This is a genomic window from Alistipes sp., assembly GCF_048465635.1.
Taxonomy (GTDB): domain Bacteria; phylum Bacteroidota; class Bacteroidia; order Bacteroidales; family Rikenellaceae; genus Alistipes.
This window is the reverse complement of sequence record NZ_DBFWLF010000028.1, coordinates 37,809-51,142: the sequence shown is the minus strand read 5'-3', so window position 1 is coordinate 51,142 and position 13,334 is coordinate 37,809. Positions and strand designations below refer to the sequence as shown.

Annotated in this window: 13 protein-coding genes; 10 read left to right on the top strand and 3 right to left on the bottom strand. The window is 63.6% G+C overall.

What is annotated here, in order from left to right; translation table 11 throughout:
- Position 1 precedes the first annotated feature (1 nt).
- Both ACMO9O_RS09870 and ACMO9O_RS09865 read left to right on the top strand, forming a co-directional pair.
- On the top strand, positions 2–307 hold the full coding sequence (locus ACMO9O_RS09870; protein ID WP_418983697.1) for a hypothetical protein: 306 nt from the start codon (positions 2–4) through the stop codon (positions 305–307).
- Positions 304–1,776, top strand: coding sequence for a zinc ribbon domain-containing protein (locus ACMO9O_RS09865; protein WP_418983696.1), 1,473 nt, complete (start codon positions 304–306; stop codon positions 1,774–1,776). Before ACMO9O_RS09870 ends, ACMO9O_RS09865 begins: the two co-directional genes overlap by 4 nt.
- A 61-nt stretch (positions 1,777–1,837) precedes the next feature.
- On the opposite strand, the gene ACMO9O_RS09860 is transcribed toward ACMO9O_RS09865, so the two are convergent.
- Together ACMO9O_RS09860 and truA are read right to left on the bottom strand one after the other, a co-directional pair.
- Entirely contained in the window at positions 1,838–2,026 is a 189-nt protein-coding gene (locus ACMO9O_RS09860; protein WP_418983695.1) for a hypothetical protein, read from the bottom strand.
- An 18-nt stretch (positions 2,027–2,044) separates the two neighbouring features.
- Positions 2,045–2,809, bottom strand: coding sequence for a tRNA pseudouridine(38-40) synthase TruA (truA, locus tag ACMO9O_RS09855; RefSeq protein ID WP_418983694.1), 765 nt, complete (start codon positions 2,807–2,809; stop codon positions 2,045–2,047).
- A 215-nt stretch (positions 2,810–3,024) separates the two neighbouring features.
- Here truA and dapB point away from each other — a divergent pair, with 215 nt between their 5' ends.
- Genes dapB through ACMO9O_RS09815 form a run of 8 tightly spaced genes read left to right on the top strand, consistent with a single transcriptional unit; the run spans position 3,025 to position 11,365 of the window.
- Positions 3,025–3,786 carry a 4-hydroxy-tetrahydrodipicolinate reductase gene (dapB, locus tag ACMO9O_RS09850; RefSeq protein ID WP_418983693.1) on the top strand — a complete coding sequence of 254 codons (762 nt, stop codon included), beginning with the start codon at positions 3,025–3,027 and terminating at the stop codon, positions 3,784–3,786.
- A gap of 23 nt (positions 3,787–3,809) precedes the next feature.
- Complete coding sequence (lepB, locus tag ACMO9O_RS09845) at positions 3,810–5,162, top strand: signal peptidase I (protein ID WP_418983692.1); 1,353 nt, start codon at positions 3,810–3,812, stop codon at positions 5,160–5,162.
- 1 nt (position 5,163) lies between these two features.
- Positions 5,164–5,763 (top strand): IMPACT family protein, encoded by a 600-nt coding sequence (locus ACMO9O_RS09840; protein ID WP_418983691.1) that lies wholly within the window; start codon positions 5,164–5,166, stop codon positions 5,761–5,763.
- A 1-nt stretch (position 5,764) separates the two neighbouring features.
- Positions 5,765–8,554, top strand: a complete 2,790-nt coding sequence (gene uvrA / locus ACMO9O_RS09835) for an excinuclease ABC subunit UvrA (protein WP_418983690.1) — start codon at positions 5,765–5,767, stop codon at positions 8,552–8,554.
- A 7-nt stretch (positions 8,555–8,561) separates the two neighbouring features.
- Entirely contained in the window at positions 8,562–9,776 is a 1,215-nt protein-coding gene (locus ACMO9O_RS09830; RefSeq protein WP_418983689.1) for a M16 family metallopeptidase, read from the top strand.
- Between the two features lie 3 nt (positions 9,777–9,779).
- The gene (locus ACMO9O_RS09825) at positions 9,780–10,376 is read left to right on the top strand and encodes a type 1 glutamine amidotransferase family protein (RefSeq protein ID WP_418983688.1); all 597 of its coding nucleotides are present in this window, start codon (positions 9,780–9,782) and stop codon (positions 10,374–10,376) included.
- On the top strand, positions 10,376–11,023 hold the full coding sequence (locus ACMO9O_RS09820; protein ID WP_418983687.1) for an O-methyltransferase: 648 nt from the start codon (positions 10,376–10,378) through the stop codon (positions 11,021–11,023). The genes ACMO9O_RS09825 and ACMO9O_RS09820 overlap by 1 nt, the downstream gene beginning before the upstream one ends.
- Positions 11,024–11,032: 9 nt before the next feature.
- Positions 11,033–11,365 (top strand): nucleotide pyrophosphohydrolase, encoded by a 333-nt coding sequence (locus ACMO9O_RS09815; protein ID WP_418983686.1) that lies wholly within the window; start codon positions 11,033–11,035, stop codon positions 11,363–11,365.
- 246 nt (positions 11,366–11,611) lie between these two features.
- Here ACMO9O_RS09815 and ACMO9O_RS09810 read toward each other — a convergent pair whose 3' ends face one another.
- Positions 11,612–13,327 (bottom strand): M56 family metallopeptidase, encoded by a 1,716-nt coding sequence (locus ACMO9O_RS09810; protein ID WP_418983685.1) that lies wholly within the window; start codon positions 13,325–13,327, stop codon positions 11,612–11,614.
- Positions 13,328–13,334: the final 7 nt, after the last annotated feature.

Sequence of the window (13,334 nt, the reverse complement as noted above, 5' to 3'; positions counted from 1 at the left end):
TATGGAAACCTACCGCGGAACGCTTCATTACCGGCTGAGCAACGTCGGAACGCACGCCGAGGGGCACTATGCGTTCCTGACCCCGGCGGAGGGGGACGAAATCAAGCTCTGCCGCGAAGGGGGCGCACCCATGAACGATACGTGGTTCCGACCGTTCGACGGGATGGAGACCTGCGTGACGGGGACCCTCAGCCACGGCTGGCTGGTCGTCGAACGGATCGAACCGGCAGCGCCGGCGGAAACGGTCGATACGATCGAGCCTGCCCGACAAACCAATGACAGCACCGAAGAACAATCCAACCCATGAAAAAATGCCCTAATTGCGGGACCGTCCTTGCGGATGACAACGCCCGCTTCTGCCCAGCGTGCGGCAGGGAGTGCCCGACGTCCGCGCCCAAGCCCGCGCCGCAGCCCGCCGCTCCCCCGACCGCCGAACCGGATGCGGGACCGCTCGTCGGCGACAAGAACCTGATCAACGACAGCACGATCGTCGGCAAGCAGGAGAATTACGAGGCTTCGAACATCACCATCCACAACAACATCACCGAGGACCACTCGCACATGACCGTCGTCTGCGCCGTTTCGGGCAAACGCATCTACCTCGATCACAGCGTGGTGTGTCCCCAATGCGGCAAGCAGGTCGCCCTGGAGTACTACATCGAGCGGTCGAAGCGGTGTGAAACGTGCGAAGAGGAGGCCCGCGGAGAGTTCCGCACCACGGCGGCACGCATCACGGCCGAAGGGCCGCTCGACGCGGCCCGCAAACGACAGCTCGACGCGGAGGCCGAGCGGCTGCACCTCGACGGGGAGAGCCGCATGGCGATCCTGCGTTCGCTGCAGCAGCAGACGCCCGTGCGCAATCCGAAACTCTCGTCGCTGCAGGAGGCCGAACTGGAGACGGCCGTCGGGCAGCTGAAACGGACCGACGCACCCGAAGAGCAGGCGAAGGCCATGGAAACGCTCGCCGTACTGCACGACCTGACGGCCAACTACGCAGCGGAGTACTGGTATTTCCTCGCCCGCGCGATCCTCGAACCCGAGGCTGCGGTAAAGAGCTACGAGGAGGAGCTGACCGACATTTACTGGCAGCGCTACTGGGGCTTTCTGGCCTATTGCCGGATCGGATCGCCCAAGGGCAGCGCCGCGCTGGAGCGGGTGCGCACGGCGTTCGGTGAGCATGAGGACGACATCCGGCTGGCCGAGGCGGCCTACTACCTGGCACGCGGCTTCGAATCGTCCGACCAGACCATGATCCGGCGGGCCGGCACGATCGGCGGACAAATCCGGCGGGAATACCTCTCGCAGCCGCTGATCGAGGTCCACGATGCGCTCCGCGCGCTGATGGACAACGACATGTCCCCCGAAGGGAGTTTCGACGCGGGGCAGCTCTTCGTTCTGCTCGCCGTCTTCCGCGCAGGCAAACAGATCGACCGGCTGCGGGCCGAACGGGCCGCGCAGGAGGCGGCGGCCCGCGCCGAACACGAGCGGCAGGAGCGGGAGCGCGCCGCCGCGGAGCAGGCGCGCCGGGAGCGGCAGGCCGCGCTGGCCGCCGAACGTGCCCGGCGGCTGGAACGGGAACTGGGTCGGCCGGAAGGGCAGAAACCCAAGCCTGAAAGCGCCGATGCTCCGGCGAAAGCCTTCGCCGGCTTCGACACCCCGGTTCTGCCCGAGAAAAAGCGGGGCGGCTGGAAGCGGACCGCAGCAATCGCGGTCGGGATTCTGCTGTTGATACTGATAGCTCTTTTTTTGATCCCGGCGCCCGATTCGCTCCAATAAGTCAGTTAAAAAAGAGGTCTCTTCATTCAGAAGAGACCTCTTTTCCATCCGGCGTTGCGGGCTATTTGAACCACTCTTCGAGGTGTTCGCGGCCGTAGAAATAGTAGACCGCGAGACCCACCCAGCTGGTCAGCAGTACCACGATCGAGGCGATGACCTTGCCGCCCGTGCCGATGTTCTTCTTGAAGATGTCCAGTACGCACCAGACGGTGCAGACAACGCCGATAAGCCAAACAAGTGTTCCGATCATAATGATTTTTATTTAAGGTTAAAAGTTCGTTTTGCGTGTGAAAACCTCCGCCGGGTAGCGGACGTCGCTCAGGAAAAGCCCCTGCGCCGGCGCCCCCGCACTCGAAAGCGACAGGTCGCGTGCGAGCACGATCGCGCGGAACTCTTCGGGCGTGTAGCGTCCGCGGCCCACATCGATGAGCGTTCCCACGATCGAGCGCACCATGTTGCGCAGGAAGCGGTCGGCCCGGATCGTGAAGCACAGCACGCCCCGTTCGTCGGCCGTCCAGCGGGCGTGCATCACGCGGCAGATGTTGGTCTTGTTGTTCGAATTGAGCTTGGCGAACGAGGTGAAGTCGTCGAATTGCGGAAGCATGGCCGCCGCCTCGTTCATCCGGTCGACGTCCAGCGGGACGTAATACTGCCACGTACAGCCGCGTGTGAAGGGATTTTTGCGCGGTTCGAGAAAGTAGCGGTACTCGCGTTCGCGGGCGTCGAAGCGGGCGTGCGCCCCGTCGCCGACGCGGGTCATGCTGCTCACGGCAATGTCGCCCGGCAGCAAAAAATTGAGTTTGTAGACCGTTTGCACCGGATCGGCGACCTCTGCCGAGCAATCGAAATGCGCCACGTAATAGGAGGCGTTGACACCCGTGTCGGTGCGTCCCGCCCCGGTCAGCTCGATCTTTTCGCGCAGCAGGATGGTCAGCGCCCCCTCGAGCGTCCGCTGCACCGTCGGCTGGTCGGGCTGCCGCTGCCAGCCGCAGTAGGCCGCCCCGTCGTATCGCAATTCGAGAAAATAACGCATCTTTGCGAAAATTTATCCCTGCAAAGGTAGCAAAAACAACGCTATCTGCTACCGTCTTTCCGCCGAGGAGACATAACATTTTCGGCCCGCCGCACGTTTTAGGATCGAACGCATGTATTTTAGCGGTGAAATTTTAGTATCTTTGCCCGGAATAACCACCGGCTCAGACAGGCGGCCCCGGCTTGCACTGTCTTACCAAAACCAATCACGCAGGCATGAAAGCAGCTATCATCGGATACGGCCGCATGGGGCACGAAATCGAACGGGTCCTCTCCGAACGAGGGCACGAGACGGCGCTCATCATCGACGCCGCGAACGCTTCGGAACTGGATGCCGCCCATCTGGCCGGCATCGACGTAGCGCTGGAGTTCACCACCCCCGCGACGGCGTACGCCAACCTGCGGACCTGCATCGAAGCGGGCACGGCGGTCGTGAGCGGCACGACGGGCTGGACCGACCGCCTCGCGGAACTGGAAGCGTTGTGCCGCCAGCGGAACGGGGCGCTGTTCTACGCCTCGAACTACTGCCTGGGCGTCAACCTCCTGTTCCGCCTCAACCGGCAGCTGGCCGCGATGATCGGCCGCGTGGGCGGCTACGACCTAACGATCGGGGAGGTGCATCATGTCCACAAGCAGGACGCCCCGAGCGGCACGGCGATCACGCTGGCCGAGGGTATCCTGGCGGAAATGCCCGGCAAGACGGGGTGGGTCGATTACGCCCCCGGCGTGGGGCAGGCCGCCAACCGGGTGGAAGATCCCGCCGAGGCGGGCGAGGAGCGGATCGTCATCCGCTCCGTCCGCGAAGGGGAGGTTCCGGGCATCCACACGGTGACCTACGAATCGGAGGACGACCGCCTCGAACTGCGGCATACGATCAAAAACCGCCGTGCGCTGGCGCTCGGAGCCGTCGTGGCGGCCGAGTTCCTCTGCGGCAAACGGGGCGTCTACACGATGGACGACCTGCTGCGCATTTCCTGAACGAGCATCAAGCATACAACCGAATGAATAAGATCAGACGCTTTTTTCGCAACAAATGGGTGGGATTCACCCTCACCGCGCTGCTATACACGCTTTGGTTCGTGGTCTGGACCGGCAATCTCTGGCTGCTGCTGGGCCTTCCGATCATCTACGACCTCTACATTTCGCGCTACTTCTACCGCTACGTGTGGTGTCACAACGTGAAGATGTGCCAGCGCAGCAAAACCTACAAGACGGCCTACGAGTGGATCAACGCCGTGGTCTTCGCCACGGTGGTCGCCTCGCTGGTGCACATCTTCATCTTCCAGATGTACGTCATCCCGACCTCCTCGATGGAGAAGTCGCTGCTGGTGGGCGACTACCTCTATGTGAGCAAGGTGGCCTACGGCCCGCAGATGCCCAATACGCCGCTCTCGTTCCCGTTCGTACACCACACGATGCCCTTCTCGCAGACCAAGAAGTCGTTCTCCGAGGCGGTCAAGTGGCCCTACCACCGCCTGCGCGGACTGGGCGGAATCGAGCGCAACGACGTAGTGGTCTTCAACTTCCCCGCGGGCGACACCGTCCTGCTGGAGAATCAGGCCGTCAGCTACTACGACACGCTGCGCAGCTACGAGGAGTCGTTCGGCGAAGAGGAGGGGCGCAAGCAGCTCAATGCGAAATACACGGTCATCAGCCGTCCGGTGGACAAGCGCGAGAACTACATCAAGCGCTGCGTGGCCATCCCGGGCGACTCGCTCGAAGTACGCGACGGCCAGGTGTGGGTCAATGGTTTGCCGCAGGAGCCGATCGACGGGCTGCAATACATGTACGTCGTGCAGACCTCGTCGCCCTTCTCGCAGTACGCCATCGACAACCTCGGCATCACGGAGTTCTCGGGCAACGGATCGGTCTACTATATGTACCTCACGCAGGATGCGGCCGACAAAATCCGCCAGTTGGAGAATGTCGTCTCGATCCGGCGCTATGTCTACACGCCCAACACGGACGTCTTCCCGCAGTGGGAGACCCCCCGCTGGAGCCAGGACAACTACGGTCCGATCTGGATTCCGGCCAAAGGCGCCACGGTCGAGCTGACCGCCGAAAACCTGCCGCTTTACCGCCGCATCATCGAGACCTACGAGGGCCATACGCTCGAGCAGCGCGACGGAGAGATCTTCATCGACGGCGAGCAGACCTCGAGCTACACGTTCGGCATGGACTACTACTGGATGATGGGCGACAACCGCCACAACTCGGCCGATTCGCGCTTCTGGGGCTTCGTTCCCGAGGACCATATCGTCGGCAAGGCGTCGTTCGTCTGGCTTTCGCTCGACGCGAACAAGCGTTTTCCGGCCAATATCCGCTGGGGACGTCTCTTCCGAAAGGTGAAATAGGGTGGCGGAGGATACGTATCGAACCATAGCCGCCCCGTCGGAGGCGGCGTCGCGGGAGCGCAGCAGCAAGTTCCTCGCCTACGCCTATCCCGTCCGGTCGGAGGAGGAGATACGATCGCACCTCGACACCCTGCGCAAAAAATACTACGACGCCACGCACCACTGTTACGCCTGGCGGCTCGGCCCCGCGGGCGAGGCGTTCCGCGCCAACGACGACGGGGAGCCGTCGGGTACGGCGGGCCGTCCGATCCTCGGACAGCTGCTCTCCCATGCGCTGACCGATTGTCTGGTGGTGGTCGTCCGCTGGTTCGGCGGCACGAAACTGGGAGTACCCGGACTGATCGCCGCCTACCGGGAAGCCGCGGCGGAAGCGATCGCCGCCGCCGAAATCGTGGAGCGCACCGTGGACCGCACGGTGTGCGTCGATTTCCCGTACGCGGCGATGAACGCCGTGATGCGCGTGGTCAAGGAGGAGCAGCCGCGCATCGAAGAGCAGCGGTTCGACAACCTCTGCACGATGCGCCTCTCGATCCGCGAAAGCCGGGCGGAGGCGCTGATCGAAAAATTGAAAAAAGCCGGGGGCAGCATCCCCGAAACGTAACATGGCACACGAAAATTCCATCCATATAAAGGGCGCGCGGGTCCACAACCTCCGCAACATCGAGGTCGACATTCCGCACGACAAACTCGTCGTCGTAACCGGACTTTCGGGTTCGGGCAAGTCGACGCTGGCTTTCGACACGATCTTCGCCGAGGGGCAGCGCCGCTACGTGGAGAGCCTCTCGGCCTACGCCCGCCAGTTCCTCGGGAAGATCAACAAACCCGACGTGGACCTCATCACGGGCATCGCCCCGGCCATCGCCATCGAGCAGAAGGTCAACACGCGCAATCCCCGCTCGACCGTCGGCACGACCACCGAGCTGTACGACTACCTCAAGCTGCTCTTCGCCCGCGTGGGGCACACCTTCTCGCCCGTCTCGGGTCAGGAGGTGCGCTGTTTCAGCGTCGACGACGTGGCAGCCCGCGTCCTCGCGCTGGGGGAGGGCAGCCGCGCGGTAATCGCCGCGCCGCTCACGCTCACCGAGGGGCAGGGGCTGATCGAGAAGCTGACGCTGCTGCTCTCCGACGGCCTGATGCGCGTCTGGTCGGAGGGGCAGGTGCGCCTGATCGAGGAGGTCCTGCCCGGCATCAGGCCCCAGACGCGGCCCGAGGAGTTCGCAGTGGTCGTCGACCGCCTCAAGGTGGCTTCCGACGACGACACGCAGACCCGCATCCGCGACTCCGTGGCCCGCGCCTTCTCCTACGGAGGGGGCGTCTGCCGGATCATTTCAGACGGGGACTCGGAGGAGTTCTCGTCGCGCTTCGAGGCCGACGGCATCCGGTTCGAGCCGCCCACCGAGCACCTCTTCAGTTTCAACAACCCGTTGGGGGCGTGCCCCCGCTGCGAGGGGTACGGCAAGGTGATCGGCATCGACGAGGATCTGGTGATTCCGGACAAGGGCAAAACCATCTACGAGGACGCCATCGCCTGCTGGCGCGGCGAGACCATGCGCAAATGGAAGGAGAAGCTGGTGGAGAACGCCTACCGCTTCGACTTTCCGATCCATACGCCGTTCCACGAGCTGACGGCCGAACAAAAACGGCTCCTGTGGCGCGGCAACGAGTATTTCAACGGGCTGGACGACTTCTTCGCCTACATCGACTCGGAGCGGCGCAAGATTCAGTTCCGCGTGATGAAGGCCCGCTACACGGGCAAGACCGTCTGCCCCGCGTGCGGCGGCTCGCGCCTGCGGCCGGAGGCGCTCTACGTGCGCGTGGGCGGCCGGACGATCGCCGAACTGGTAACGATGCCCGTCGACGAGCTGATCGCCTTCTTCGGCGCGCTGGAGCTGGACGCGCACGACACGAAGACGGCGGCACGCATCCTCATCGAGATTCGCAACCGCCTGCAATACCTCGCCGACGTGGGGCTGGGCTACCTTACGCTCGACCGTCTTTCGTCGACCCTCTCGGGCGGCGAGAGCCAGCGCATCAACCTCTCCACCTCGCTGGGGAGCAACCTCACCGGGTCGCTCTACATCCTCGACGAACCGTCGATCGGCCTGCATCCCCGCGACACGAACCGGCTGATCAAGGTGCTCAGGCAGCTGCGCGACCTGGGCAATACGGTGATCGTCGTCGAGCACGAGGAGGAGGTGATCCGCGCCGCCGACTGGATCGTCGACATCGGTCCCAAGGCGGGCTACCACGGCGGCGAAGTGGTCTTCAGCGGAACGCTGCCCCAACTGTTGAAAAGCAAAAAGAGCCTGACGGCTGATTACCTCACAGGCCGCCGAAGCATCGCACCGCCCGAGACGGCCCGCGGCTGGAGCCACTCGATCACCGTCCGTGGGGCCCGTGAGAACAACCTGCGCAACATCGACGTGCGCATCCCGCTCGGGGTGATGACCTGCATCACGGGCGTGAGCGGCAGCGGCAAGTCGTCGCTGGCCAAAGGCATCCTCTACCCGGCGTTGCGGCGGCTGCTCTTCGACACGGGCGTCAAGCCGGGCGATTTCGACGGTCTTGCGGGCGACCTTCAGCTCGTGCGCTCGGTGGAGATGGTCGACCAGAACCCCATCGGCAAGTCGTCGCGGTCGAATCCCGTGACCTATATCAAGGCGTACGACGAGATTCGCCGCCTGTTCGCCGACCAGCCCTATGCCCAGCATACGGGCCTCAACGCATCGCACTTCTCGTTCAACATCGCGGGCGGGCGCTGCGAGGAGTGTCAGGGCGAGGGGGTCATAAAGGTCTCGATGCAGTTCATGGCCGACGTGGAGCTGGTGTGCGAGGCGTGCGGCGGCAAACGTTTCCGCGACGAGGTGCTGGAGGTGAAATACCGCGACAAAACGATCTACGACGTGCTGGAGATGACCGTCGACGACGCTATCGGCTTCTTCGGCGCGGACACCAAAAACACCACCTGCCGCCGCATCGTCGAGCGGCTGCAGCCCCTGCAGGACGTGGGGCTGGGTTACATCAAGCTCGGGCAGTCGTCCTCGACGCTCTCGGGCGGCGAGAGCCAGCGGGTGAAACTGGCTTCGTTCCTGACGAAGGACAGCGCCGAGGGCGGCGTGATGTTCATCTTCGACGAACCGACGACGGGGCTGCACTTCCACGACATCTCCAAACTGCTCGCCGCGTTCAACGCGCTGATCGAGCGGGGGCATACGATCGTGATCGTCGAACACAACATGGACGTCATCAAGTGCGCCGACTGGGTGGTGGACCTCGGTCCCGAAGCGGGCACGGAGGGCGGCCGGATCGTTTTCGAAGGGACGCCCCGCGAACTGGAGCAATGCCCCGGCAGCCATACGGGCGAGTTCCTGCGGCTGCGCACCAAATTGTAAAGAGAAGATGGAATTTTACACATACCGACTACCCAACGGCATCCGGGGCATCCACCGGCAGGTGAAGAACACCGTGGCGCACTGCGCGCTGGTCATCAACGCCGGAAGCCGCGACGAGCAGGCGGACCAGTTCGGACTGGCCCACTTCACGGAGCACGCCTTTTTCAAGGGCACGCAGCGCCGCCGCGCCTGGCAGGTCAACTGCCGGCTGGAGAACCTGGGCGGCGAGCTGAACGCCTTCACCACCAAAGAGGATACGACCATCCACGCCACCACGCTCCGGGGCGACTTCGCCAAGGCCGCGGAGCTGATCGCCGACATTGCGTTCCGCTCGACCTTTCCCGACCGCGAGCTGGAACGCGAGAAGGAGGTGATCGTCGACGAGATCAACACCTACAAGGATTCGCCCGCGGACATGATCTACGACACGTTCGAGGACATGCTCTTCGCCGGGTCGGAGCTGGGGCACAACATCCTGGGCCGCAAAGCCGCGCTGATGCGGTACGACGGCGAGGCCATTCGCCGCTTCATCGCACGCACGCACACTACCGACCAGATGGTCTTCTCCTCGATCGGCAACTTCTCCCCGAAGACGGCACAGAGCGTCGCGGCCCGCTATTTCGGCGAACAGCCCGCCACGGTGCGCGGCTTTCGGCGGGCAGCGCCCGGAGCATACGCCCCGTTCGAAAAGACGGTCGTCCGGCATACCCACCAGACGCATTGCATCCTCGGCAGCCGCGCCTGCGGCATCGGGGAGGAGCGGCGGCTGCCGCTGGCCCTGCTGACCAACCTGCTGGGCGGTCCCAGCGCCAATTCGCTGCTCAACGTGGTCGTGCGGGAGAAGAACGGCCTTTCGTACAACATCGAGGCGAGCTATACGCCCTATGGCGATACGGGGATCGTGGCGATCTACTTCAGCTCCGACCACGGCAACGCCGAACAGTGCCTCGCACTGATCGAGGAGCAGTTGCGGCGGCTGCGCTCAACGCCGCTGACCGCACGCCGGCTCTCGATGGCCAAGAAGCAGTTTATCGCCCAGCTGGCCATATCGAGCGAGAGCAACGAAAGCTACATGCTCAGCGCGGGCAAGAGCCTGCTGACGCACGACGACGTGGACACCATGGAGCAAGTCTACGCCAAGATTCAGGCCCTTACGGCGACACAGCTTACCGAGGTCGCCGAAGAGGTCTTCACCGACATGTCCCGATTAATCTACCGATAAACCATGAAAAAAAACATACTTTTCGTCCTGCTCGATCAGTTTGCCGACTGGGAGGCGGCGTTCCTCGCCCCCGCGCTCCGCGGCGGGGTGACCCCGGACCTGCCGGGGCGCTTCGAAACGCTTTTCGCCGCGCCGGACGGGCAGCCCGTACGCTCGATCGGCGGCATGACCGTGCAGCCCGACCGCGACACGACAGCGCTTCCCGACGACTGCGCGGGGGTGATCCTCGTGGGCGGCATGAGCTGGAACCGCCCCGAAGCCCAAACCGTCGCGCCGCTGGTGCGCGAGGCGCTCGGCCGCGGCCTTTTGGTCGGGGCCATCTGCAACGGGGCATCGTTTCTCGCCGCAAACGGATTCCTCAACGAGATCCGCCACACGGGCAACACGGTCGAGATGCTCCGGGCGTGGGGCGGGGAGCGTTACACGGGAGCGGCCCGCTACGAGGAGCGGCAGGCCGTGCGCGACGGAAACGTGGTGACGGCCAACGGCTCGGGAACCCTCGAATTCACCCGCGAATGCCTGCTGGCCCTCGGAGCCGACACGCCCGAAGCCGTCGAAGCGTCGTACGCATTCAACAAACAGGGACTCTACCGCAGCTGATGGACGCGCTCGAACGCTATATCCGCGACTTTTCCGCCCCCGAAGCGGAGCTGCTGTGCGAACTGGACCGCGAAACGCACCGGCAGGTCGTCGCGCCCCGGATGCTCTCGGGCCATATTCAGGGACGGCTGCTGGAGCTGCTGGTCCGTCTGGTGCGGCCGCGCCGCGTGCTGGAGATCGGGACCTTCACAGGCTATTCGGCCCTTGCGATGGCCGCCGGACTGGACGAGGACGCCGTGCTGCACACCTTCGAGGTGGACGACGAACTGGAACCGATCGCCCGATCGTTCTTCGACCGCAGCCCTCACGGGCGGAAAATCCGGCTGCACGTCGGCTCGGCGCTCGACCTTGCGCCGGGGCTGGACTGCACGTTCGATCTGGTATTCATCGACGGCGACAAGCGCGAATACCCCGACTACTACCGCATGCTGATGGGCGACCGCGACAGTCAACCCCTCGTCGGGAGCGGAGCGCTGCTCGTCGCGGACAACATCCTCTGGTCGGGCAAGGTCGTGCAGCCCGTGGCGCACAACGACCGCCATACGCAGGCGCTCGTGGAGTTCAACCGCCTGGTCGCCGCCGATCCGCGCGTGGAGAACGTCATTCTGCCGCTGCGCGACGGACTGAATCTGATAAGGGTGAAATAACGATTTTTCATGGAGATCAAGGAACTGCAACAACGCGTCGACAGTTGGATCAAAGAGTACGGCGTGCGCTATTTTTCGGAGCTGACCAACCTGGCCGTCCTCACCGAGGAGGTGGGAGAGCTGGCGCGGGTAATGGCCCGCAAATACGGCGACCAGTCGTTCAAGCCGGGCGAAACCGACAACCTGGCCGAGGAGATGGCCGACGTGTTGTGGGTGCTGACCTGTCTGGCCAACCAGACTGGGGTAGACCTCACTGAGGCGATCGAAGCGAGTTTCGCCAAGAAAACCGCGCGCGACCGGGAACGACACCTGAACAACGAAAAACTGTTTGCGAAGCGGTAAAACGGAGTTCACTTCGGGCAGGCATTACGGCTGCCGGACTATTCAGGGCCGCTCGACCTGCCAACCCAAACTGCATGCAACTTCGCGGGCAATTGTCTGCTTAGTGTCTGGCCCGCGCAGCATGGCGGCTCTTTGAGCCGCGCGGGCCGCAGCCTCCCGGCGCGGAGGCCCGCTTACCGCGTACCTCCGCAGGCTGCAGCCCACCGTCGGAACACGAACAAGCCCCCTGAACGGGGGGCTTGAATCTTATTCCTGCACCGGCTCCGCTTCCGTGACCTTGATCGGAACCGCCCGCTGGATCACCTGCCGCTGCTCTTCGTTCAGCTCATCGAAACCGCGGCCGAACTGCCGCTGCGCGACCCGGTTGCGAATCCGGTCGTACGCCTGCGAAACGAGCCGCTGTACCTCGACATAGGAATCGTAGGGGGTATTGGGTCCCGTCATCAGGAATACGATACCGCGGCTGACCGGATAGCGCATCGCCCCGCCGGCAGGCAGTTCGATCTCCGTCGGCTCCTTTTCGGGCATCCGCGGATCATCCGCTTCATTCGTCACAAAGGTTTCGATCAGCTCCGGAAGCGCCGATGGACGAACCTCCCTTTCTTGATAGGCTTGTCCCGCCACAATCGTTCCCGAAGCTGTGACCCGCACGAAAAACACGTTGCGCTCTCTGACTTTCGTTGCCAGATCGGTTATTATGCGCACATTTTGTGAGGAGTTGCTCACCCGCGACACGGCTTCGGGATCGGGCGGCAGCATGCGCATCACACCGGGATCATCGGCACTCTGATAGGCCACGCGCAGGAGATTCGCGCGGCGCAGTTGGTTTTTGATCGCGTTCACGGATTGCATCCGGGTATCCGGCTCGGCGCGAAGCGTCACCTCTGCCCGGGACCGCTCCTCCTCGGATAGCTGTTCGCGCCAGGCAGCAATCTTCTCGGAGAGTTCTTCCGGGCTGATTGCCTGATCGTTCAGGCGGATTTCGGGCTTATCGCCGACCGTGCGGATCGTCACCGTAGCCACCGGCCGCGAGGTTGCGTCCGCCGCGGGTGATTCCGTTTCCCGGACCGTAAAGCTGCACAGCAGCAACATGCCTGCCACTAAAGGAATGGCTGCACCGAACCGCGCCAGCGCGAAACGATGCACTTTGCATTGCGTCATCATAACAAATCGGTTTTTAGTGAATGAATGATTCAACCCGCTGGCTATATCCGGATTATAACCGAAGAGTTGAGCGAAGATTTCGATACGGTATTCGGTCAGGTCGTACCCCGCGCCGAGCACGTCGCGGTCGGCTTCCCACTCCTGCACCTCGCGCAGCCAGCGGCACGCGATCCAGACAAACGGATTGAACCACATCAGGCAGCGCATCCCTTCCAAAACGAGGCGCTCGCGGGAGTGGCGGTGCTGGACATGGCTCGCTTCGTGGCAGAGCACCATCTCCCGGCGGCGGCCTTCGAACCCTTCGCCCAGGAAAACCGTCCTCAGAAACGAGAAAGGCGTCTCCACCGCCGGGTTTTCCGCCAGCCGGTAATCGCCGCAGTCGGTAAGCCGCGAGCGGCGGCGCAGGCGGCGGATCGCGGCGATCCGTACGACGAACAGTACCAGCATCAGGGCCGTAGCGGCCAGGCACAGCGTTCCTGCCACAACCCGCAGCACGCGGGGCCAGTTCGTTTCGGGCAGCGCATCGGGCGCATCGGGCGCAACGACCGAATCGGCAGCCGGAACGGAGACCGCAACCGCTTCCTCCACGCCGATCAGCGGCAGCGGCAGGACCACCGTGCGGGCAGGGTAGAGGGGGATGTTGAGCGCCGGGATCAGCGCCGAAAGCAGGACGGCGGCCACCAGATAGCTGCGGCAGGCCGCGAAAGAGACCTTGCGCACGAGCAGCAGGCGATAGAACGCCAACAGCAGGCCACTGCAAAAAAGCACCTCGAGCAGGTAGAGCGGAAAGGGTTTCATGGTTATA